Here is a 20434-nt window from a genome sequence, read left to right as displayed (position 1 = left end):
GCTCAGATGACGAAGTCGTAAACCACCTCGGCCAGGGTGTGATCCATGGTCCGGGCCGGTTCGGCATTGGTCGGGCAGTTGACCAGCCGGGCCGGCACCCCCGCCACGGTGCAGCCGGACGGCACGGCCTTCAGCACCACCGAGCCGGACGCCACCTTGGCGTAGTCGCCGACATGGATATTGCCCAGCACCTTTGCCCCGGCGCCCAACAGGACGCCCTTGCCGATCTTGGGGTGGCGGTCGCCGCGTTCGGCGCCCGTCCCACCCAGGGTCACGCCGTGCAGCATCGACACGTCGTCGCCGACCACCGCCGTCTCGCCGATCACGATGCCCGTGCCGTGATCCAGAAACAGCCCCTTGCCCATCTGCGCGGCCGGATGGATGTCCAGCTGGAACAGTTCTGAGATCCGGCTCTGGAAGTGGAAGGCCAGCGTCTCGCGCCCCTGTCCCCACAGCCAGTGCGCCACGCGCCAGCCCTGCAAGGCCTGGAAGCCTTTGAAATACAGGAAGGGCTGCAACAGGTTGCGGATCGCCGGGTCGCGTTCGGCCACAGCCTGCAGATCGGCCTCCGCCGCCTCGACCATCGACGGGTCGGCCTTGAACGCCGACAGACAGACTTCGCGCACCGACATGGCGCTCATCTCGCCGTCCGCCAGCTTGCGCGCGATCTGGAAGCTCAGCGCGCCCGCCAGGTCGTCGTGCGACAGGATCACCGCATTCATCTGCGAGCCCAGTTGCGGCTCCTCGCGCGACGCCGCCTCGGCCGAGGCGCGCAGCTGACGCCACACGGTGTCCATTTCGAGTTCTGCGACGACTTCCAGCTTGGCCATGACCGGCTCCTTCGGCGACATCATACGCGCCCCAGCAAGGCGCGCGCCAGCGCCTCGGGCAGTTCGCCGTTCATCGCCATATGATAGGCTTTATAGGCCGTCGCCACCGTCAGGCTGTCGCGCACCGTTCCCCTCCCGATCTCGTCCAGCAGATCCACGAACGGCACGCGCACCACGGCGATGATCTCGGTGGGATCGGGATCGGTCGGCGCGGGCGACAGGCCCCAGGCGATCCAGGTCATGCCGATCTCGTCGGTGATGGAGTTCGACATCTCCACCTTCAGCGCCGGCAGCCAGTGTTCGGCCTGCAATCCCGCCTCTTCGGCCAGTTCGCGCCGGATGCCGTCGAAGGGATCCTCGTTCAGCGGCGCGCCGCCTTCGGGCATTTCCCAGCTATAGTTGGCGTGGGCGAACCGCTGCTGGCCCACCAAGGTCACCGTCCCATCGTCGTGGACGGGCAGGACGCCGGTCCCGACGTTCTTGAACCGCACGACAGCATAGTCGGCCTTCATCCCGGTCGGCGCCGTCGCCGGATGCCGGGTCAGCGCCATCCAGGGGCTGTCGAACACCGTCTCGGTTCCGTCGCTGCGCCAGGCCGGCGGTTTCGACAGCCCCTCGGCCCATTTCGGTTCGTTGGATTTGCGCATGGGCCACCTATGGCGAAGACGTGGATGAAAGCCTAGCTAGACGGCATGGTCGCGCTCAACGAACCCCTGCCCCCGCCCGTTCCGTCCAAAGATTTCCGCGACCGCCTGGCCCAGCGGCGCTCCGCCCCGGCCCAGGCCCTGGTCGCGCCCGGCCCGTCCGAGGCGGAACTGAACGAGATCCTGACCCTGGGCGCCCGCACGCCCGATCACGGCAAGCTGTTCCCCTGGCGGTTCGTGGTCCTGGGTCCGCAATCGCGCGCCGACATCGCCGCCCGCCTCGCCGTGCTGGTCGAACTCAGGAACGGCCCGGCCAAGGATCAGGCGGTCCTGGCCAAGTTGACCGCCGCGCCCGTCACCATCCTGGTCGTCTCGACGCCGGTCGAAGGGTCCAAGCCGATCTGGGAGCAGCACCTGTCGGCCGGCGCCGTCTGCATGAACCTGGAACACGCGGCTTGCAGCTTCGGCTATTCGTCTAGCTGGATCACCGACTGGTATAGCTACGACCCCCAGGCCACGGCTCTGTTCGGCCTGAGCGAGGGCGAGAGCGTCGCCGGCTTCATCCACATCGGCACGCTGAACGAACCCGCGCTGGAACGCCCGCGTCCCGACTTGGCCGCCAAGGTCACACGCCTGCCGTAAGCGGGTGACATAAGGTCGCCCCAAGTCAGTTTGACCTCGACCGACCCCGCCTTCCTCCCCCAAGGCCTTCGTATGGATTCCCTGTTGCAAGCCGTGGGCGATTTCGTCGCCCGCAACCATATGTGGGCCGGCGTCATGCTGGGCCTGGTCGTGTTCGTCGAGTCGCTGGCCGTCGTCGGCGCTTTCGTGCCCGCCACCGGCCTGCTGGTCGCGGCGGGCGGCCTGATCGCAGCCGGCGTGCTGGACCCCGTCAATGTCATCGTCGGTTGCGTCATCGGCGCGGTGATCGGCGACGCCATCTCCTACTGGGCCGGACGTCGGCTGGGCGTGCGCTTCCTCCAGCGCCCGATGTTCAAGGCGCACCGCCGCCGCATCGCCTGGACGCGCCTGTACTGCCGTCGCTACGGCGTCATGTCGATCTTCGTCGGCCGCTTCTTCGGTCCGTTGCGCGCCTTCGTGCCGCTGACCCTTGGCATGCTCAGGATGCGTCAGCGGGCCTTCCAGTTCGGCAATGTCACATCCGGCATCGTCTGGGTGCTGGCCATGCTGGCGCCGGGCTATCTCGCCGCCCAGGGCCTGGCGAAGATGGAAGTCCTCAGCGAGGCCCATGGCCCGACCCTGCTGATCGGCGGCCTCGCCGTCACCATCCTGGTCGTCGCTGTCGTCTATCGACTGGTGAAGGCCCGCGTGAGCCGCAAGTCGGCCATCATGCGCGGGGCGTTGCAGGGCCGCTGAGTTCCTCTTCCGGTCGGTGCACCAACGAGACCAGCACCACCGAGATGATCATCAGCAGGAACCAGCTGCCCAGCTTGGCCAGGGACACCATCTCCCACCCGTCCGCCTGCCCCGGATACACCCAGGCCCGCCCCAGCGTGCCCAGGTTCTCGGCGAACCAGATGAACAGCGCCACAAGGAAATAGCCCAGCAGCAGCGGCATCGACCGCCGCTTCCGGTCCGCCGTGAAATAGAACCATCCCCGCCCGAACAAAACGGCGGTCGCGATGAACAGCGCGATGCGCACGTCCGGCAGCCAGTGATGGGCGAAGAAGTTGACGTAGATGGCCGCCGCCAGCACCCAGGTCGTCCACAGCGGCGGATACGTCCGCACCCGGATATGAAAGATGCGCTGCACCCGCGCGATATAACTGCCCACCGCGGCATACATGAAGCCCGAGAACAGCGGCACCGCCCCGATCCGCAGCAGACTATCCTCGGGATAAACCCACGACCCGTGCGCGGTCTTGAACAGCTCCATGATCGTCCCCGCCACATGGAACAGGAAGATCACCCGCGCCTCTTCCCAGCTTTCCAGCCGGAAGATCAGCATCGCCGCCTGGATGACCACCGCCCCGACGGCCAGGAAATCGTAACGGGACACCGGCGCCCTCTCCGGCCAAAGCAGAAACGTCCCCAGGATCAGGGCCAGCATCAGCCCCCCGAACAGACACGCCCACCCCTGCTTCAGCCCGAACCACAGGAACTCATAGGCGTATCGACGCGGTCGGGACCCATCCGCCCACGCCTCCGCCCGCGTCATCAGACGGCGCCCCCGGGCTTCGAGCGGAAGTGCGTGCTTCATCGCATTACCCGTGACGGCGCAGCGAAAAACTTCAAGAGCGGACCGCTCTACCGCTAAGGCGTTTCAACCGCACGAAGGAACCCGAGAGCGAATTTCCTGTTCGACATCAGTCTTTAACGCCTGCCGCCTTAGACTTGCCGGCCAGTAGGAGAAGCTTATGTCTTGCGCAGGCTGTAAGGATGGGGCGGGGTTCGACCTGCCGATCACCATGGCGTTCCAGCCGATCGTCGATGTGACGACCCAGACGGTCTTCGCCTACGAGGCCCTGGTGCGGGGCAAGGACGGCCGGGGCGCGGGTCAGGTTCTGTCGCATATCTCCCACGACAACCGCTATGCCTTCGATCAGCTATGCCGCACGACCGCCATCGATCTCGCCGCCGGTCTGGATATGACTGCGGGCGGCGCCAGCCTGTCGATCAACTTCCTGCCCAACGCCGTCTATGAACCGCGCGCTTGCATCCGCGCCACCCTGGCGGCGGCGATGCGCACCAACTTCCCGGTGGATCGGATCATCTTCGAGTTCACCGAAAGCGAGGTGATGGACACCGACCACATCCTCAACATCCTGCGATCCTATCGCGCCATGGGCTTCAAGACCGCCATCGACGACTTCGGCGCCGGCTATGCGGGTCTGGGCCTGCTCACCTTGTTCCAGCCCGACATCGTCAAACTGGACATGGCCCTGGTTCGCGACATCGACACCAACACGGTCAAGCGCACCATCGTGCGCAACACGCTGAACATGCTGCGGGACCTGGGCATCCAGCCGGTCTGCGAAGGCATCGAGACCCTGGCCGAACATGATGTCCTGCGCGATCTCGGCGTCGATCTGATGCAGGGCTATCTGCTGGCGAAGCCGGCCCTGGAAGCCCTCTCGCCTGTCGCCTGGCCTGATCAGGTCGCGCCTGCGGCCCTGAGCGCCTGATCGCCACGCGCGCGCCGCTGAACGGCGGACCCGCCCACTCCGACTACCCCCGCCCGCGATAGGTCGGCACGCCCTGGTCCGGCAGCCACAGCCCCTCGGGCGGCGCGCCGGTCTGCCAGAAGACATCGATCGGGATGCCACCGCGCGGATACCAGTATCCGCCGATCCTCAGCCATTTGGGCTCAAGCAGGTCGGCCAGCTTGCGGCCGATGGCGACGGTGCAGTCCTCGTGGAAGGCGCCGTGATTGCGGAAACTGGTCAGATACAGCTTCAGACTCTTGGACTCGACCAGCCAGTCGCCCGGCGCGTAGTCGATGACGATGTGGGCGAAATCCGGCTGGCCTGTCACCGGGCACAGGCTGGTGAACTCCGGCGCCGTGAACCGGGCCAGATATAGCGTGTCCGCATGCGGGTTCGGCACCCGCTCCAGCACCGCCGTCTCGGGACTGGTCGGTGCGGCGGTCTGGGCGCCGAGCTGGCTGAGGTTGTCGGTATAGTGGGTCATGCCGGGCATTTAGGCGCTTGCGACCGGCTTGGAAATCCTCCCCCACTCCACTTCCCTCTCCCATTGGGAGAGGGCTTGAGCGCACGGCGGCGTCAGCCGGCGTCATCGCGCGAAAGGGTGAGGGTCGGATGGCGCGATCTGGCCAACCGACCGACCCTCATCCGGCCATCCGGGCCACCGTCTCCCAATAGGAGAAGGGAGACGACCAGCCAGCCATCCTAATCCCGGACGGCTTCCCTCGCCCTTTCAACGCCTTCGCCGCGACCAGCGTCAATCGACCGACCCTACGCCCGAACCGCCGTATGATGGCCGGTTTTCACCCACGCCGGCCACCGCCCTATTTCACCCCGCCCCCGACCCGAGATTAGACGAATTAGACTCATTTTTTCGCGCCACCGTCTGAAATCCCCGCGATTGCCTTCCCCGGCGACAGCCCGCTAAGCGTAGCGAAAGAAAACCAAAGGAGACGCCCGTGGCCATTCCCGCTTCGCTGCAAAAAGGTCTGATCCTGCCGATCATTTCGGCGCCGATGTTCCTGGTGTCCGGACCGGATCTGGTGGTCGAGGCCTGCAATGCGGGCGTGATCGGCACCTTCCCGTCGCTGAACCAGCGCACGACCGAGGGCTATCGCGACTGGATTCATGAAATCAAAGGCCGGCTGAAGCCCGAGGCCGCGGCTTTCGGTGTCAACCACATTGTCCACCCGACCAACCCCCGGTTGATGGCCGACATGATGGTGTCGGTCGAGGAGAAGGTGCCGCTGATCATCACCTCCCTGGGCGCCGTGCGCGACGTGGTCGACGCGGTGCATGGCTACGGCGGTCAGGTCTTCCACGACATCGCCAACATTCGCCATGCGCGAAAGGCGGCCGAGGCGGGCGTCGACGGTCTGATCCTGGTCGCCAACGGCGCGGGCGGCCATGCGGGCATCATCAACCCCTTCGCCCTGGTCAATGAGGTTCGCAGCTTCTTCAAGGGGACCATCATCCTGTCGGGCGCGCTCTCGACGGGTCAGGATGTGGCGGCCGCCCTGATGTTGGGCGCGGACTTCGCCTATATGGGCACGCGCTTCATCAACACGACCGAGGCCATGGCCGCCGACGCCTACAAGCAGATGGTCATCGACAGCGGCGCGACCGACATCGTCCACACGCCCGCCGTGTCCGGCATCCCCGCCAACTTCATGAGCAAGTCGCTGATCGAGAACGGCATCGATCCGAAGACCCTGCCCGAGCACAAGCTGGACATGGGCGACGAGGCCAAGGCCTGGAAGACCGTCTGGTCCGCCGGCCAGGGCGCGGGCGCCATCCACGACGTCCTGCCGACCGCCGAACTGGTCGCGCGCCTGCGACAAGAGTTCGCTCAGGCCACGGAGGAATTCGCCATCAAGGCCGGAGCACGCTAAAGGCGGCGCAAATCCGCTTCTCTCGCGCTGGAGCCCCCATGATCCGCACGACCGTCCTCGCCGCCCTCTCCGTCTCCGTGCTCGCCGTCGCCCTGCCGGCCGCCGCCCAGTCGGCGTCTGGGTCCGCCCCGACGTCCACGCGCGACGCCTGGTCCTTCGAACTGGGCGCGGGCACGGACAACCGCTCCAAGGATGCGTCCAAGTCCGGCAACGACGGCTACGCCTTCGGCTCGGCGACGTGGGAAAGCGCGGACGGCCTGTTCTACGTCGGCCCCGGCTTCCAGACGATCCAAGCCGGCGGCTCAAACGTCGAGGCCGAGTTCGTGGTCGGCTATCAGCCTGAAGCCTTCGGCTATCGGTTCGACTTCAACGTCGCCTACAAGAACCGCCTCGACGCCGAAGCCGGCTATGATCAGGACGCCTGGGAGATCACTGGCAACGCCAGCCGCTCGATCGGCCCGGCCAGCGCGCGACTGCAGGTCCAGTATTCGCCCGACGCCGCCGGCTCGACCGACAGCTTCACCTGGGTCGAGGGCCGCTTGGGCTGGGACTTCACGCCCCAACTGAACGGCACGGTCGCCGTCGGTCGTCGCGAGCAGAACGGCGCGCCCGATTACACCGGCTGGAACGCCGGCGTGACCTACGCCCTCACCGACGCCCTTGAGCTCGACCTGCGCTACTACGACACCGACGCCCACACCTTCGGCGAACAATATGAGGACGCCCTGGTCGCAAAGGTCGCCTACGCCTTCTGATCGCCAGCCCCTTGCGTAACGGTTGTCAGGCGCCCATCTAGGTCTGGTCGATCTCTCTGCGTAACGCCGCTGCTCCCTTTGCATCACGCACCGAGGTCCAAAAGCCGATCCCATTCAGACCCGACAGGCCGACCAGGGATCCCTCCCTGCGGTCAACGCCAGACGGAGGTCTCCAAATGGCTACCGGCACTGTAAAATGGTACAACCCCACCAAAGGCTACGGCTTCATCGCGCCCGATGACGGCGGCAAGGACGTCTTCGTCCACGCCTCGGCCGTCGAAACCTCGAGCGTCGGCTCGCTGAACGAAGGCCAGAAGATTTCCTACGAAATCGAGCGCGATTCGCGCTCCGGCAAAGAGTCCGCCGGTCGCCTTACGGCGGCGGAGTAGGACACGCTCCACGCGTCCAACACGAACGAGCCGGCCCCGACCAGGGCCGGCGTGATCGCTTTCGACGGCGAGGTCATCAAACTGATGCCGCTCGGCGGCCGTCGCGTTCGCCTGGACAACGGCCACCTGATCACGGTCCTGCCCTCGCTGGGCGCCCAGACGGGCGTCTCGCTGCTGGGCGACCGCGTGACGGTGGAAATCGCCTTCAATCAGCTGAAGGGCTGGCGCCTGTCGCGCCAGCCCTGAGGCTTCTGCATACGGATGCCGACATGACCCCGCTCGCCGACATGATCCCCGCGATGACCGACGCCGACCTGACGACGCTGCGCGCCAACGCCGCCCGCCTGGTCGAACACGGCGCCTCGACCCAGGTCATGGCCGCCAGCGACATCATCCCGGTCATCGACACCGAAATAGCTCGCCGCGCGGCCCTGCCCAAGCCCGCAAAGGCCCCGGTCAAGCGCGCCGCCCTTAAGAAGAAGCTGCCGCCGGTCACCGGCCACCAGACAGCCCTTCCCTCCAGCTGAGATCAGCCCAGGGCCTGATCCAGATCCGCGATCAGGTCCTCGACATTCTCGACCCCGACCGACAGACGGATCAGGTTGTCGGTCACGCCGCCCGCCTCGCGAACCTCTTTGGGCACGCTGGCGTGGGTCATGATGGCCGGGTGGTTCACCAGGCTTTCAACCCCGCCTAACGATTCCGCCAGGGTGAAGACCTGAACCCGTTCCAGCACCCGCTTGGTGCGCTCCAGATCGCCCTCCAGGATCACCGTCACCATCCCCCCAAAGCCGCCGCTCATCTGGCGCGCGGCCAGCTCATGCTGAGGGTGAGCGATCAGGCCGGGATAGATCACCTTGGCGATCCCCGCGCGCGTCTCCAGCCAGCGCGCGATGGTCAGCGCGTTCTCGCAGTGCGCCTTCATCCGCAGCGCCAGGGTCTTCAAGCCCCGGTTGGCCAGGAAGGCGTCGAACGGCCCCATGATCCCGCCGACCGAGTTCTGCAGGAACTTGATCCGCGTCGCCAACTCGGCGTCCGCCGTCACCAGCACCCCGCCGATAATGTCCGAATGGCCGTTCAGGTATTTGGTCGCCGAGTGCATGACCACGTCCGCCCCCAGGCTCAGCGGCTGCTGGCAGAAGGGGGTGGCAAAGGTGTTGTCCACGACCAGCAGCAACCCATGCGCCTTGGCCACCTTCGACAGGGCGGCGATATCGGCCAGCTTCATCAGGGGATTGGTGGGCGTCTCGACCCACAGCATCTTCGTCCTGGGAGTGATCGCCGCCTCGACCGCCGCGATGTCGCTCAGGTCCACATAGGCGAAGTCCAGCCCCATGGTGCGCCGGCGCACCCGCTCGAACAGCCGCCACGAACCGCCGTACAGGTCGTCGCCGGTGACGATGTGATCGCCCGCATCCAGCAACTCCAGCGCCGTCGAGGTCGCAGCCATGCCCGAGCCGAAGCCGAACCCGTGCGTGCCGCCCTCGAGGTCCGCGATACAGGCCTCGAACGCCTCGCGCGTCGGGTTCTTGCCCCGCGCATACTCATAACCCTTGTTCACGCCCGGGCTTTCCTGGGCGTATGTCGAGGTGGCGTAGATCGGCGTCATCACCGCGCCCGTCGTCGGGTCAGGATGTTGGCCCGCATGGATGGCGCGGGTCGAAAAGCCCTGGCTGTTCTTCTTGTCGCTCATGGACTTACCGGTTCAGGCTGAGGTGGTTGATCAGGTCGGTGCGGGTGATCAGGCCGACGAACCGCTCTCCGTCCAACACGATGGCCACCCGGTCGCGGTCGAAGACAGGGATCAGAGCGTCCAGAGGCTCATTAACCTGAAGCGTGTCCAGATCGCGGGTCATGGCCGAGGCCACCGGCTTGGCGAACCGCTCCTTCCGCGTGATCTCGTCAGTGTTCATGATGCGGATCAGGTCGCTTTCGTCCAAGATCCCGATCAGCCGGCCGTCTTCGATGATCGGCAGTTGCGATACGTCGGCGCCCTTCATCCGCTTGAAGGCGGTGTCCAGGGTATCGCCCGGCCCGGCGACGACGACGTCGCCCTTCTCGTATTTGCGGTTGATCAGGTCCGACAGGTCGCCGTGCAGCTCGCGCTCGCCCAGGCCCTGATCCGCCAGCCAGGCGTCGTTATAAACCTTCGACAGATACTTGGCCCCGGTGTCGCAGACGAAGGTCACGCAGGTCTTCGCTTCCGTCTGCTCGCGGCACCAGCGCAGGGCCGAGGCGATCAGGGTGCCGGACGACGAGCCAGCCAGGATGCCTTCCTTCAGCAGCAGCTCGCGCGCCGTGGCGATCGCCTCGGCGTCGGGGATCGAATAGGCCTTGTCGATCAGGCTCATGTCCGCCGTGTCGGGCACGAAGTTCTGGCCGATTCCCTCGACGGTGTAGCTGCCTTCCGGCCCCGGCACGCCGTCGTTGACGATGCCGGCCAGGGTCGAGCCGACGGGATCCGCCAAGATGATCTGGGCCTTCGAGCCAACGCTCTTCAGAAACTGCGCCGTGCCGGTGATCGTCCCGCCCGAGCCGATGCCGGCGACGAAGGCGTCGATGTCGCCGCCCGTCTGCTCCCAGATTTCGGGGCCCGTCGTCTTCACATGGGCCTCGGCGTTGGCGGTGTTGGCGAACTGATTGACGTAGAAGCCGCCGGGAATGCCCTGGGCCAGACGCTCGGCCATGTCGGTATAGTATTCCGGGTGGCCATGCGGCACGTCCGAACGCGTCAGACGAACATCGGCGCCCATCGCCCTGAGATGCTGGATCTTTTCCTTGGACATCTTGTCCGGGATGACCAGAAGCACCTTATATCCCCTGGCCCGACCGACCAACGTCAGCGCCAGGCCGGTGTTGCCCGCCGTCGCCTCCACGATGGTGCCGCCTTCCTTCAGGAAGCCTTCGCGCTCGGCGGCGTCCAGCATCGAGATGGCGATCCGGTCCTTGATCGAACCGCCGGGGTTCTGGGACTCCAGCTTCAGCAGCAGGCGGCACGGGCCGGTGTCGATCTTCGTCACCTCCACCATCGGCGTCTTGCCGATCAGATCCAGCGGCGACGAGACGGTCGCGCTCAGGGCGGGGGCGGTCAGGGACATCGAAAACTCCATTCGGGGCGGGCGGAAGCTGAAGCCCCGCCTTCACATGGTCAACTCACGCAAGATTTGACCCCTCAAGATTTACTCAAGGGCGCGGTTCCGCGCTACGAAAGACATAATGACCAAATCATCCAAGAGGCCGCCCGCCGGTCTCCCCGACAAAGACACCCTCGTCGCCTTTCTGCGCGAGGCCGGATCGGCCGAGAAGACCGACATCGCGCGCCATTTCGGGCTGAAAGGCGGTGACCGCAGGGCCTTGCGCGAAATGATCCGCGAACTGGAAGCCGAAGGGCGACTGGGCAAACGCGGTCGCAAAGGCTTTTCCGAAGCCGGCGCCCTGCCCCCCGTCGGCGTCGCCGATGTGATCGAGCGCGACGGCGACGGCGAACTGTATGTTCGCCTGGTCGAGGCCAGTCCCGACGCCCCGCGCGCCATTCTGATGCCCGACAAGTCAAAGGCCGCCCCTGGCCTGGGCGACCGCGTGCTGGTGAAGTTCCAGCGCGGCGCGGAGGGTTGGGAAGCCCGGCTGATCAAGAAGCTGGATGTGGGGACCAACCGCGTCCTGGGCGTGATCCGCAAGTCAGCGCGCGAAACCCGTGTCGAGCCGGTCGATCGTCGCTCCAAGGACGTGCTGGTGGTGCCCCAGGCCCAGTCCGGCGACCTGCGCGACGGTGACCTGGTCCTGGCCGCGATTGAGAAAGGCGACCAACGCTATGGTCCCAAGCGCGGCAAAATTCTGGAGCACATCGGCAAGGAGGATGATCCCCGCGCCGCCTCCCTGATCGCCATCCACGCCCACGGCGTCCCGACCGGCTTCTCCGAAGCGGTCGAACGCGAGGCCGAGGATCAGGCCCTGCCGACCCTGAAGGGCCGCGAGGACCTGCGCGAGGTCCCCTTCATCACCATCGACCCCGCCGATGCGCGCGACCACGACGACGCCGTCTATGCGGCGCGCGACGAGGATCCGAAAAATGAGGGCGGCTGGATCGTCTGGGTCGCCATCGCCGACGTCGCCGCCTACGTCCGCCCCGGCAGCCAGCTGGACCGCGAGGCGCGCGACAAGGGCAACTCGACCTATTTCCCCGATCGCGTCGAGCCGATGCTGCCGGAAGTGCTGTCGAACGGTCTGTGCAGCCTGAAGGAGGGCGAGAACCGCGCCTGTCTCGCCGTGCGGATGGTCTTCGACAAGGACGGACGAAAGACCGGCCACCGGTTCGTGCGCGGCCTGATGCGGTCGCACGCCAAGCTCAGCTACGAGCAGGCGCAGGCCGCCATTGATGGGCAAACTGACGACACGACCGGCCCGATCATGGAGGCGATCCTCTATCCGCTGTGGAACGCCTATCACGCCATGCTGAAGGGCCGGCTCAAGCGCAGCCCGCTGCAGATCGAATCGGCTGAACGCCGCATCCGCATGGCGCCCGATGGCGGCATCGCCTCCATCGAAAAGCGCGCTTCGCTGGAGGCGCACCGGCTGATCGAAGAGATGATGATCCAGGCCAACGTCTGCGCCGCAGAAACGCTGGAGCAGAAGAAGACGCCGCTGATCTACCGCGTCCACGATACGCCCAGCCAGGAGAAGATCTTCAACCTGGCCGACTTCCTGTCGACCATCGGCAAGCCCTGGAACAAGGGCGAGCCCGGCACGACCAAGCGGTTCAACAAACTGCTGGACGAGACGCGCGACACCGAACACGCCGACGTGGTCAACGAGGTGGTCCTGCGCAGCCAGATGCAGGCGATCTACTCTCCTGAGAACATCGGCCACTTCGGCCTGAACCTGGATCGCTACGCCCACTTCACCTCGCCGATCCGGCGCTATTCCGACCTGATCGTCCACCGCGGCCTGATCCGGGCGCTGGGCTTGGGTAAGGACGGACTGACCGACCGCGAGATCGCCGAACTGCCGGCCATCGCCGAGGGCGTGACCATGACCGAGCGCCGGTCGATGGCCGCCGAGCGCGACGCCATGGATCGCTACATCGCCGCCTATCTGGAAGAGCACGTCGGCGCGACCTTCGCCGGGCGGATCACCGGCGTGACGCGGTTCGGCCTGTTCATTCGTCTGGAGGATACGGGCGCGGACGGCCTGGTGCCCGTCTCCACGCTCGGCAGCGAATACTTCACCCACGACGACCGCGCCCACGCCCTGGTCGGCGAACGCACCGGCAAACGCTTCACTCTGGGCCGGATGGTCGAGGTCAAGCTGCGCGAGGCCACGCCCCTCACCGGCGGCCTTGTGTTCGAAATGCTCAGCGAGCCCGAACCTCGCGATCCCAACGCCCCCGCGCCCCGCTATGGCATTCGCGGACGCGGCGGCGACGGCCCGCCGATGCGCGGCAAGAACCGGCCCGGCGGCCCCAAGCCCCGCAACGGCTCCAAACCCTCCGGCGGCCTGAAGGGCGTGAGGAAGGGCAAGCGAAAGTGACCCCTTTCGACGCCGCTCAGGATCTGGCCGACACCCCGCGTGTCGGCGGGGCTCAGCGGCCGAAGGATGCGGCGACGCTGATCTTGACGCGCGGCCGCGATCGGCCCGAGGTGCTGATGGGGCGGCGCGCGCCGGGGCATGTGTTCATGGCGTCGAAATGGGTGTTTCCGGGCGGGCGGATCGATCGCAGCGACTTCACCGCCGCCGCGACGGGTGAGTTGTCGGGCGAGGTTGCGCGGCGATTGGAAGGCGAACTGCCCGCTCGCCGTGCGCGCGCCCTGGCCCTGACAGCGGTGCGCGAGACGTTCGAGGAGACAGGGCTGATTCTGGGGCGGCCGGCGCCCCGCGCCTCCGTCGCTGGACCGTGGCGCGAGTATCGTCAGGCGGGCGCCCTGCCCGATTTGTCGGTCCTGTCCTACATCGCCCGCGCCATCACGCCGCCGGGCCGCACGCGGCGGTTCGACGCGCGGTTCTTCATGGCCTCGGCCGAGGCCCTGCTGACACCCGAACCGACCGCCGGGTCGGGCGAACTGGACGAGATCGCCTGGCTGCCGTTGGACGAGGCGCGCGCACTGGACCTGCCCGCCATCACCCGGTTTGTGCTGGGTGAACTGGCCGAGCGGTTGGAACACCCAAACCGCCCCCTGCCCTTCGTGCGGATGGTGCGGGGTCGGCATACGGTGGAACACAGGGACTGACATGGCCGGAACGACGATCACCCTGCGCCTGACGATCGCCGATCCGGTCGCGGGCGTCGCCTACAGCCTGCAGGACAAGGCGAACATGCCGGTCGAGTCGCACATCGCCGCCGACGGTCCGATCAGCTTCGACGCGCCCGTCACCCTGTCCGAGGATGGCCGCCTGACCGGCCCCTTCGTGCGGCGCGAGGGAGCAACGCGGCGGTTCGTCTATATCGCGATCGGCAAGTCGGCAGGCCAGCACGCCAGCGAATGGAGCCGACGCGCCAAGATCGACGTCCACGACATTCCCGCCGATCTGCTGGCCCAGGCGCGCGAAGGCGCGGTTCTGGAAGTCGTCCTGCCCGGCCGCGCCAAGGACGGCGGTCCCGCCTGCGCCACCGTGCGACCGATCCGGACCTGGCGCGCAGTCTGACCCTAGTCGGCCATCGGCTTGGTCAGGTCGAACTCGACGCGGAAATGCCGGTTGGGACGACGCAGTTCGTAGGCGAACACTCGGTCGGGATAAACCTCCATCGCCCAGACATTGGTGGTCGAGACGGCCGCGTCGTTTTCGTTGAACAGGGCGATCGATTCGGCGTCGACCGGGAACTCCTGATGCTCGGCCGTGCCGGCGTTGACCGTATCGCCGCCATACCAATGCAGCACGTCGGTCGTGCCGTCCGCGTGTCGGTGATCGTGCTTCAGCCGAAGGCCCGTGTCGGTCTTCGTCACCACCCAGGTGCGCGAACGATCCGACCCTACGGCGAAGGGAATACGCACCTCGTCCGGCGAACAGTCGCGGACCTGCATGACCAGCCGCTCGCTGGCGAACTTGGCGTCGGCGGCGTCGGTGGTGACGACCCGTCCTTCGAATCGTTGGCCGCACAGGGCGTTCAACCGCGCCAGGAAATCGTCCTGGGACTGAGCCGGATCGGCCGTTGCGACGCCGACGCACGACAAGGACATCAGGGCCGTAGCGGCCAGCAGGGATGCGATTTTCATGCGGTCAGACTATATGTGCTTTCCGCCTCATCAACGTGGCATCGCGCCCGTTGACTTTAGGGCGATCCTGAGTATGTTCCGCGCCTCTTATTTTAAGCGGCTTTCGCCGTCGCAGAGGTAATTCCGATGGCCAAACCGGCTTCCATCAAGATCCGCCTGAACTCCACGGCCGACACCGGCTTCTTCTATGTCACCAAGAAGAACGCCCGCACCATGACCGAGAAAATGGTCGTCAAGAAGTACGACCCCGTCGTGCGCAAGCACGTCGAGTTCAAGGAAGGCAAGATCAAGTAAGTCCTTGATCGGTTGAAAAGTGAGAACGCCCGGTTGGTCTCCAGCCGGGCGTTTTTCGTTGTCTGTGCGCCCGCGTCAGGCCGCCTTGGCGATGACCCGGTTGCGGCCGGCGGCCTTGGCCTCATAGACCCCTTCGTCGGCGCGCTTCAGCAAGCCCTCGGGCGTATCGCCGTCGCCGGTCGTGGCGGCCACGCCGATCGAGATGGTGATGGTGATCTGCTCCTTGCCGCCCATGACGCGGAACGGCGCTGAGGCGACGTCTCGGCGAATCCGTTCGGCGACACGGCCGGCGTCTTCCAGACTGGCGCCCGGCATGACCACCACGAACTCCTCACCGCCCATGCGGCATGGCAGATCCACGGCCCGGACATTGGTGGCCAGGCGCACGGCGAACTCCACCAGCACCTCGTCGCCGGCGTCGTGGCCGAAGCTGTCGTTGACGGACTTGAAGTGGTCGATGTCCAAAACCAGCACGGCCACCTGGGCTCCGCCCTGGGCCGCACGACCCACGAGCGCCTGTAGCTGGCCAGTCATGTAGCGCCGATTGTGCAGACCGGTCAGGGCGTCGGTGACGGCCATTTCCATGCTGCTGTCCAGCTTCTGGCGCAGGAAGTCGGTGTAACGTTTGCGTCGGATCTGGGTGCGAACCCGCGCCGAGAGTTCTTCGGTATCGACGGGGCGCGGCAGGATGTCGGCGGCGCCCAATTCCAATGCCTTGATCATGCGCGGCCGTTCGGTCGGCTCCACGATCGCCAGGATCGGCGCGCGGCGGGCATCGCCCGACTTGGCCTGAGCGACAATCCGAAGCCCGTCGAAGTTGGCGGCGGCGACGTTGACGATGATCAGGTCCAGCGCGCCCTTGGCCGCAACCAGCGCCGCCTCGGGATCTGTTTCGATGGTGACGCGATGTTCGCCGCCCAGTTCCTGGGCGATCTTCTCGGCCTGACGCTGGTCGTCGTCGACGATCAGAACCCGCCCGCCCTCGCTACGCAGCCGCGCAGCATTGTCCGAATCGACGCCCAGGCGACGGCCGCTTTCCTCGCGCTCGCGCAGCTCATCCATGACGTGCTTCAGCCGCGTCAGCGACTTGACCCGCGCGAACAGGATGACGTCGTCGATGGGCTTGGTCAGGAAGTCGTCAGCTCCGGCCTCAAGCCCCTTGATCCGATCCTCCCGCCCGTCCAGCGCCGTGACCAGCACGACGGGGATATGGCGCGTCTCGGCCTGGGCCTTCAGCCGTCGGCATGTCTCGAACCCGTCCATGCCGGGCATCATGACGTCCAGCAGGATCAGGTCCGGCTGGTGCTCGGCGGCGATGGCCAGGGCTGACAGGCCGTCGTTACAGGTCAGCACATCGTAATATTCGATGGTCAGCTTGGCTTCGAGCAGGCGGACGTTCACGTCCACATCGTCGACGACGAGGATACGGGCGCTCATCCGAGGTGCTGCCGGATGGTTTCAAGGAAGTGCATGACCGAGATCGGCTTGGAGATATAGGCCTCGCAGCCGCCCTGACGTATCCGCTCCTCATCGCCCTTCATGGCGAATGCGGTGACGGCGATGACGGGGATGTGGTTCAGCTCCTCGTCGTCCTTCAGCCATTTGGTGACCTCCAGGCCCGAGATTTCAGGCAACTGGATATCCATCAGGATCAGGTCGGGATGATGGGCGCGCGCCAAGGCGAGCGCCTGCAAGCCCTCGCGGGTCTGCAGGGTCTCATAGCCCTGGGAATCGAGCAGATCATGAAAAAGCTTCATGTTCAGCTCGTTATCCTCGACGATGAGGACTTTCTTGGACATCATCACCTGACCTGCGCGCCCCTCGAACGCGGGACGCCTCGTTGGTCGCATTCGTAGGCGCCCAGTCTTAAGTTGGGGTGAAGCCAACCTTACGGAGACCTTAAGCGTGGCCATCAAGGCCATCTGTCGCGACTGCCTGTGGACCGGCGAAGATCCCGCCGGGCCGCGCGAGAACCGCTGTCCGGCGTGCGGATCTCGGCGTGTGGTCGCAGACGCCGAACTGGACCAGTTGTCGATCGCCCACATGGACTGCGACGCCTTCTACGCCTCGGTGGAGAAGCGCGACCGGCCAGAATTGCGCGACAAGCCGGTGATCGTCGGCGGCGGAAAGCGCGGCGTGGTCTCCACCGCCTGCTATGTCGCGCGCCAGTACGGCGTCGGCTCCGCCATGCCCATGTTCAAGGCGCTGAAGGCCTGTCCCGAAGCCGTTGTGATCAGGCCGGATTTCGCCAAATACGTCTTCGAATCGCAGCGCATTCTGGGGGCGTTGGGGCAGCTGACGCCCTTGATCCAGCCGCTGTCGCTGGATGAGGCCTGGGTCGATCTGTCGGGCACGGAGCGGCTGAACGGCGGGCCGCCCGCGCTACAGCTGATCCGGTTCCAGAAACAGATCGAGGACGAGACCGGCCTGACCGTCTCAATCGGCCTAGCGCCCAACCGCTTCCTGGCCAAGATGGCGTCGGAGATGGACAAGCCGCGCGGCTTCTCCGTCGTCGGCACCGCCAACGCCCAGGCCCTGCTCGCGCCTCGCCCTGTCACCGCCCTGCCCGGCGTCGGGCCTGTGTTCGGCAAGGCATTGCGCAGCGACGGCTATTCGACCATTGGCGATCTGGCGCGGGCCGACGTGCGCGACCTGGTCAAACGCTACGGCGAATCCGGTCTGCGCCTGCACGATCTGGCGCACGCCCGCGACGCCCGCGCCGTGAACCCTGAGCGCGACCGCAAGGGTATGAGCGCCGAAACCACCTTCAACGAAGACCTGACGTCGGCCGAAGCGCTGGAGGCCGAGCTGTGGCCCCTGTGCGAGAAGCTGGCGTCCAAGGCCCGGCGCGACGGGGTCGCCAGCCGGGTGCTGGTGCTCAAGCTGCGCCGCACCGACTTCAAGATCGTGACCCGACGCGTCACCCTGCCCGACCCGGTGCAGACCGCGCGCGCCCTGTTCGCCGCGGGGCGCGATCTGCTGAAGCCCGAGCTGGGCCGGCCCTATCGCCTGATCGGCATCGGCATGGCGGACGTGCAGGACGCCGAGGACGCGCCCGCCGGCCTGTTTCAGACCACCGAGACGCGCGCCTTGAAGACAGAGCGCGCCATCGATGTGCTGCGCGAGAAGTTCGGCAAGGATGCGGTGGTGGCGGGCCGCGCACTGAAGCCGTAGGACAGGGCATGGATCTCGCCAAACGCGCCTATGACCATGGCTTTCGCCTGGACCCGATCGTCCGCAGTCTGCTGGACACGGACTTCTACAAGCTGCTGATGCTGCAGATGATCTGGCGCGAGCATCGCGACGTGCCGGTCGTCTTCCAGGTCATCAACCGCACCAAGACCGTGCGTCTGGCCGACGAGATCGATATCGATGCCCTGCGTGAGCAGCTGGATCATGCCCGCACCTTGCGCTTCACCAACAAGGAACTGGTCTGGCTGGCGGGCAACAGCTTCTATGGCGTGAAGCAGATCTTCTCGCCCGACTTCATCGCCTGGCTGACCGACTATCGCCTGCCAGACTACGAGCTGTCGGTTCAGGACGGGCAGTATGTGCTGACCTTCTCGGGCGCCTGGGCCGAGGTGACGCTGTGGGAAATCCCGGCGCTGGCGATCCTGAACGAGCTGCGCTGCCGGGTCGGGATGCGGCGGCTGGGTCGGTTTGAGCTGGACATCCTGTATTCGCGCGCCAAGACGCGGCTTTGGTCCAAGGTCGAGCGGCTGCGGCTCTTGCCCGACCTCGCCCTGTCCGACTTCGGCACGCGGCGGCGGCACGGCTTCCTTTGGCAACGCTGGTGCATTCAGGCGTTGAAGGAGGGGCTGGGCAAATCCTTCATCGGCACATCCAACGTCCTGCACGCCATGGAGAACGATCTGGAAGCCATCGGCACCAACGGCCACGAACTGCCGATGGTTCTAGCGGCCCTGGCGCCCGACGACGCGGCGTTGGCCCAGGTGCCGTATGCGGTGCTGGACGAATGGCGCAGGCACTATGCGGGCAATCTGCTGATCGTCCTGCCCGACGCTTTCGGCACCGAGGCCTTTCTGGAGCAGGCGCCCGATTGGGTGGCGGACTGGACCGGGTTCCGTCCCGACTCGGCCCCGCCGATCCCGGCCGGCGACCGCCTGATCGACTGGTGGCGCGCGCATGGACGAGAGCCAAAGGAGAAGCTGCTGATCTTCTCAGACGGGATGGACATCGACGGAATCGAGGCGACGCACGCCCATTTCCACGGCCGCGCTCGGCTCAGCTTCGGCTGGGGCACCAATCTGACCAATGATTTTCGCGACTGTTCGCCCGCCTTCGCGCCGGAACTGGAGCCGATCTCCCTGGTTTGCAAGGTGGTCGAGGCCGGCGGCCGCCCCGCCGTCAAACTGTCGGACAATCCGGCGAAAGCGGTCGGCGATCCCAGCGAGATCGAACGGTATCGCCGTGTCTTCGGCGTGCGCGGTCTGACGGCTCAACCCGTCACGGTCTGAAACCCGGCCTTAAGCCCGTCATGCGAAAAGGCGGGCATGAGCGCCTTTATCGACAAGATGCGTCGCCGCGCCGGCCGCTATCTCGATGTCCGTCCTGCCGACGTGCGGACCGCGCGCGGCATCCTCAGCCTGTCGTTCGACGACATCCCGGCGTCGGCCTGGACCGAGGCCGGACCGATCCTGGCTCAGCACGGGATCAAGGCGACCTACTATGTCTGTGGAGGGCTGTCGGGCGGTCGCAATCTGGACCTGCCCCAGTTTGAGGTGGAGCATCTGCAAGCCCTCCATGAGGCCGGGCACGAAGTCGGCTGCCACACCTATGAGCATGTCTCGACCCTGAGCCTGTCGCCGGCCGAACTGGACGCCAGCCTGGCCCGCAACGCCGCCTGGGTGGCCGAGCGGCTGGACGGATACGAAATGCAGACCTTCGCCTATCCGTTCGGGGATTGCGCCCTGGGATCGAAAGCCGTGATCGACCGCCGTTTCTTGTGCGGGCGTGGGGTGCGCGACGGGATCAACGCCGGGCGTTCGGATCGCAATCTGCTGCAGGCCGTCGGCCTGGAAAGCCGTCGTCTGCCCGGCTACGATCTGGAGGCGCTGGTTTCGGAGACGGCGGCCTCGAACGGCTGGCTGATCGCCTACGGCCACGATGTCAGCGACGCGCCGACGCCGTATGGCTGCCGTCCGGAGGACATCGATCGGTTGATCCGACTGGCCAGGGCGGCCGACTTGGCCATTCAACCGGTCGCGGCGGCGTGGCGGATGGCGACACCGTGAGGG

Annotated in this window: 24 protein-coding genes; 15 read left to right on the top strand and 9 right to left on the bottom strand. The window is 66.2% G+C overall.

Annotated elements, in window-relative coordinates; translation table 11 throughout:
• Positions 1–2 precede the first annotated feature (2 nt).
• Positions 3–830 carry a serine O-acetyltransferase gene (gene cysE / locus GGC30_RS09625; RefSeq protein ID WP_153923640.1) on the bottom strand — a complete coding sequence of 276 codons (828 nt, stop codon included), beginning with the start codon at positions 828–830 and terminating at the stop codon, positions 3–5.
• A 20-nt stretch (positions 831–850) separates the two neighbouring features.
• A complete protein-coding gene (locus GGC30_RS09620) occupies positions 851–1477 on the bottom strand; it encodes an NUDIX hydrolase (RefSeq protein WP_153923639.1) in 627 nt (208 codons plus the stop codon).
• Positions 1478–1522: 45 nt separating this feature from the next.
• Between GGC30_RS09620 and GGC30_RS09615 the strand changes: the two genes are divergently transcribed.
• The gene (locus GGC30_RS09615) at positions 1523–2116 is read left to right on the top strand and encodes a nitroreductase (protein WP_153923638.1); all 594 of its coding nucleotides are present in this window, start codon (positions 1523–1525) and stop codon (positions 2114–2116) included.
• Positions 2117–2188: 72 nt separating this feature from the next.
• A complete protein-coding gene (locus GGC30_RS09610; protein WP_153923637.1) occupies positions 2189–2851 on the top strand; it encodes a DedA family protein in 663 nt (220 codons plus the stop codon).
• On the opposite strand, the gene GGC30_RS09605 is transcribed toward GGC30_RS09610, so the two are convergent.
• Positions 2823–3695 (bottom strand): DUF817 domain-containing protein, encoded by an 873-nt coding sequence (locus GGC30_RS09605; RefSeq protein WP_370451939.1) that lies wholly within the window; start codon positions 3693–3695, stop codon positions 2823–2825. The genes GGC30_RS09610 and GGC30_RS09605 overlap by 29 nt on opposite strands.
• A 157-nt stretch (positions 3696–3852) precedes the next feature.
• Between GGC30_RS09605 and GGC30_RS09600 the strand changes: the two genes are divergently transcribed.
• On the top strand, positions 3853–4620 hold the full coding sequence (locus tag GGC30_RS09600) for an EAL domain-containing protein (protein WP_153923636.1): 768 nt from the start codon (positions 3853–3855) through the stop codon (positions 4618–4620).
• Between the two features lie 43 nt (positions 4621–4663).
• Here GGC30_RS09600 and queF read toward each other — a convergent pair whose 3' ends face one another.
• The gene (queF, locus tag GGC30_RS09595; RefSeq protein ID WP_055805377.1) at positions 4664–5125 is read right to left on the bottom strand and encodes a preQ(1) synthase; all 462 of its coding nucleotides are present in this window, start codon (positions 5123–5125) and stop codon (positions 4664–4666) included.
• A 472-nt stretch (positions 5126–5597) separates the two neighbouring features.
• Between queF and GGC30_RS09590 the strand changes: the two genes are divergently transcribed.
• The 5 genes from GGC30_RS09590 to GGC30_RS09570 all read left to right on the top strand — a co-directional run bounded on the left by GGC30_RS09590 (position 5598) and on the right by GGC30_RS09570 (position 8201).
• The gene (locus GGC30_RS09590; protein WP_112861696.1) at positions 5598–6530 is read left to right on the top strand and encodes a nitronate monooxygenase family protein; all 933 of its coding nucleotides are present in this window, start codon (positions 5598–5600) and stop codon (positions 6528–6530) included.
• A 38-nt stretch (positions 6531–6568) separates the two neighbouring features.
• Complete coding sequence (locus tag GGC30_RS09585; RefSeq protein WP_153923635.1) at positions 6569–7285, top strand: TorF family putative porin; 717 nt, start codon at positions 6569–6571, stop codon at positions 7283–7285.
• Positions 7286–7461: 176 nt separating this feature from the next.
• On the top strand, positions 7462–7674 hold the full coding sequence (locus GGC30_RS09580) for a cold-shock protein (RefSeq protein WP_008260450.1): 213 nt from the start codon (positions 7462–7464) through the stop codon (positions 7672–7674).
• A gap of 51 nt (positions 7675–7725) precedes the next feature.
• Positions 7726–7920, top strand: a complete 195-nt coding sequence (locus tag GGC30_RS09575) for a hypothetical protein (RefSeq protein WP_055754798.1) — start codon at positions 7726–7728, stop codon at positions 7918–7920.
• A gap of 23 nt (positions 7921–7943) precedes the next feature.
• Positions 7944–8201, top strand: coding sequence for a hypothetical protein (locus GGC30_RS09570; protein WP_153923634.1), 258 nt, complete (start codon positions 7944–7946; stop codon positions 8199–8201).
• Positions 8202–8203: 2 nt separating this feature from the next.
• On the opposite strand, the gene GGC30_RS09565 is transcribed toward GGC30_RS09570, so the two are convergent.
• Both GGC30_RS09565 and GGC30_RS09560 read right to left on the bottom strand, forming a co-directional pair.
• Positions 8204–9367, bottom strand: a complete 1164-nt coding sequence (locus GGC30_RS09565) for a cystathionine gamma-synthase (RefSeq protein ID WP_153923633.1) — start codon at positions 9365–9367, stop codon at positions 8204–8206.
• Positions 9368–9371: 4 nt separating this feature from the next.
• Positions 9372–10772 carry a cystathionine beta-synthase gene (locus GGC30_RS09560; RefSeq protein ID WP_228763692.1) on the bottom strand — a complete coding sequence of 467 codons (1401 nt, stop codon included), beginning with the start codon at positions 10770–10772 and terminating at the stop codon, positions 9372–9374.
• Positions 10773–10890: 118 nt separating this feature from the next.
• On the opposite strand from GGC30_RS09560, the gene rnr reads away from it, so the two are divergent.
• Genes rnr through GGC30_RS09545 form a run of 3 tightly spaced genes read left to right on the top strand, consistent with a single transcriptional unit; the run spans position 10891 to position 14313 of the window.
• Entirely contained in the window at positions 10891–13200 is a 2310-nt protein-coding gene (gene rnr, locus GGC30_RS09555) for a ribonuclease R (protein WP_153923631.1), read from the top strand.
• Positions 13197–13898, top strand: coding sequence for an NUDIX domain-containing protein (locus GGC30_RS09550; protein ID WP_370451938.1), 702 nt, complete (start codon positions 13197–13199; stop codon positions 13896–13898). Before rnr ends, GGC30_RS09550 begins: the two co-directional genes overlap by 4 nt.
• 1 nt (position 13899) lies before the next feature.
• Positions 13900–14313, top strand: coding sequence for a DUF5990 family protein (locus GGC30_RS09545; protein WP_153923630.1), 414 nt, complete (start codon positions 13900–13902; stop codon positions 14311–14313).
• Positions 14314–14315: 2 nt separating this feature from the next.
• On the opposite strand, the gene GGC30_RS09540 is transcribed toward GGC30_RS09545, so the two are convergent.
• Positions 14316–14882 (bottom strand): hypothetical protein, encoded by a 567-nt coding sequence (locus GGC30_RS09540; RefSeq protein WP_153923629.1) that lies wholly within the window; start codon positions 14880–14882, stop codon positions 14316–14318.
• A gap of 126 nt (positions 14883–15008) precedes the next feature.
• Between GGC30_RS09540 and rpmG the strand changes: the two genes are divergently transcribed.
• Positions 15009–15176: a 50S ribosomal protein L33 gene (rpmG, locus tag GGC30_RS09535; protein ID WP_003164451.1), complete on the top strand. Its 168-nt coding sequence runs from the start codon at positions 15009–15011 to the stop codon at positions 15174–15176.
• Between the two features lie 75 nt (positions 15177–15251).
• Here the strand turns inward: rpmG and GGC30_RS09530 are convergent, their stop codons facing one another.
• The gene (locus tag GGC30_RS09530) at positions 15252–16613 is read right to left on the bottom strand and encodes a PleD family two-component system response regulator (protein WP_153923628.1); all 1362 of its coding nucleotides are present in this window, start codon (positions 16611–16613) and stop codon (positions 15252–15254) included.
• Positions 16610–16975 (bottom strand): response regulator, encoded by a 366-nt coding sequence (locus GGC30_RS09525; protein WP_164952723.1) that lies wholly within the window; start codon positions 16973–16975, stop codon positions 16610–16612. The genes GGC30_RS09530 and GGC30_RS09525 overlap by 4 nt, the downstream gene beginning before the upstream one ends.
• A 106-nt stretch (positions 16976–17081) precedes the next feature.
• On the opposite strand from GGC30_RS09525, the gene GGC30_RS09520 reads away from it, so the two are divergent.
• Genes GGC30_RS09520 through GGC30_RS09510 form a run of 3 tightly spaced genes read left to right on the top strand, consistent with a single transcriptional unit; the run spans position 17082 to position 20431 of the window.
• A complete protein-coding gene (locus GGC30_RS09520; protein WP_370451937.1) occupies positions 17082–18350 on the top strand; it encodes a DNA polymerase IV in 1269 nt (422 codons plus the stop codon).
• An 8-nt stretch (positions 18351–18358) separates the two neighbouring features.
• Entirely contained in the window at positions 18359–19654 is a 1296-nt protein-coding gene (gene pncB, locus GGC30_RS09515; protein WP_153923627.1) for a nicotinate phosphoribosyltransferase, read from the top strand.
• Between the two features lie 36 nt (positions 19655–19690).
• Positions 19691–20431 carry a polysaccharide deacetylase family protein gene (locus GGC30_RS09510; RefSeq protein WP_153923626.1) on the top strand — a complete coding sequence of 247 codons (741 nt, stop codon included), beginning with the start codon at positions 19691–19693 and terminating at the stop codon, positions 20429–20431.
• Positions 20432–20434: the final 3 nt, after the last annotated feature.

Source organism: Brevundimonas sp. SPF441, from assembly GCF_009661015.1.
Taxonomy (GTDB): Bacteria; Pseudomonadota; Alphaproteobacteria; order Caulobacterales; family Caulobacteraceae; genus Brevundimonas; species Brevundimonas vesicularis.
Note: the sequence above shows the minus strand (reverse complement) of the source record. Positions and strands in the feature narration are given on the sequence as shown.

What these genes read in the sequence shown, in the direction of transcription:
- queF (WP_055805377.1), bottom strand. Translation starts at nt 5,125, where the DNA reads ATGACCCACTATACCGACAACCTCAGCCAGCTCGGCGCCCAGACCGCC.
- rpmG (WP_003164451.1), top strand. Translation starts at nt 15,009, where the DNA reads ATGGCCAAACCGGCTTCCATCAAGATCCGCCTGAACTCCACGGCCGAC.
- GGC30_RS09570 (WP_153923634.1), top strand. Translation starts at nt 7,944, where the DNA reads ATGACCCCGCTCGCCGACATGATCCCCGCGATGACCGACGCCGACCTG.
- GGC30_RS09545 (WP_153923630.1), top strand. Translation starts at nt 13,900, where the DNA reads ATGGCCGGAACGACGATCACCCTGCGCCTGACGATCGCCGATCCGGTC.
- GGC30_RS09620 (WP_153923639.1), bottom strand. Translation starts at nt 1,477, where the DNA reads ATGCGCAAATCCAACGAACCGAAATGGGCCGAGGGGCTGTCGAAACCG.
- GGC30_RS09600 (WP_153923636.1), top strand. Translation starts at nt 3,853, where the DNA reads ATGTCTTGCGCAGGCTGTAAGGATGGGGCGGGGTTCGACCTGCCGATC.
- pncB (WP_153923627.1), top strand. Translation starts at nt 18,359, where the DNA reads ATGGATCTCGCCAAACGCGCCTATGACCATGGCTTTCGCCTGGACCCG.
- GGC30_RS09585 (WP_153923635.1), top strand. Translation starts at nt 6,569, where the DNA reads ATGATCCGCACGACCGTCCTCGCCGCCCTCTCCGTCTCCGTGCTCGCC.
- GGC30_RS09605 (WP_370451939.1), bottom strand. Translation starts at nt 3,695, where the DNA reads ATGAAGCACGCACTTCCGCTCGAAGCCCGGGGGCGCCGTCTGATGACG.
- GGC30_RS09580 (WP_008260450.1), top strand. Translation starts at nt 7,462, where the DNA reads ATGGCTACCGGCACTGTAAAATGGTACAACCCCACCAAAGGCTACGGC.
- GGC30_RS09530 (WP_153923628.1), bottom strand. Translation starts at nt 16,613, where the DNA reads ATGAGCGCCCGTATCCTCGTCGTCGACGATGTGGACGTGAACGTCCGC.
- GGC30_RS09565 (WP_153923633.1), bottom strand. Translation starts at nt 9,367, where the DNA reads ATGAGCGACAAGAAGAACAGCCAGGGCTTTTCGACCCGCGCCATCCAT.
- GGC30_RS09525 (WP_164952723.1), bottom strand. Translation starts at nt 16,975, where the DNA reads ATGTCCAAGAAAGTCCTCATCGTCGAGGATAACGAGCTGAACATGAAG.
- GGC30_RS09615 (WP_153923638.1), top strand. Translation starts at nt 1,523, where the DNA reads ATGGTCGCGCTCAACGAACCCCTGCCCCCGCCCGTTCCGTCCAAAGAT.
- GGC30_RS09560 (WP_228763692.1), bottom strand. Translation starts at nt 10,772, where the DNA reads ATGTCCCTGACCGCCCCCGCCCTGAGCGCGACCGTCTCGTCGCCGCTG.
- GGC30_RS09510 (WP_153923626.1), top strand. Translation starts at nt 19,691, where the DNA reads ATGAGCGCCTTTATCGACAAGATGCGTCGCCGCGCCGGCCGCTATCTC.
- cysE (WP_153923640.1), bottom strand. Translation starts at nt 830, where the DNA reads ATGGCCAAGCTGGAAGTCGTCGCAGAACTCGAAATGGACACCGTGTGG.
- GGC30_RS09540 (WP_153923629.1), bottom strand. Translation starts at nt 14,882, where the DNA reads ATGAAAATCGCATCCCTGCTGGCCGCTACGGCCCTGATGTCCTTGTCG.
- GGC30_RS09610 (WP_153923637.1), top strand. Translation starts at nt 2,189, where the DNA reads ATGGATTCCCTGTTGCAAGCCGTGGGCGATTTCGTCGCCCGCAACCAT.
- rnr (WP_153923631.1), top strand. Translation starts at nt 10,891, where the DNA reads ATGACCAAATCATCCAAGAGGCCGCCCGCCGGTCTCCCCGACAAAGAC.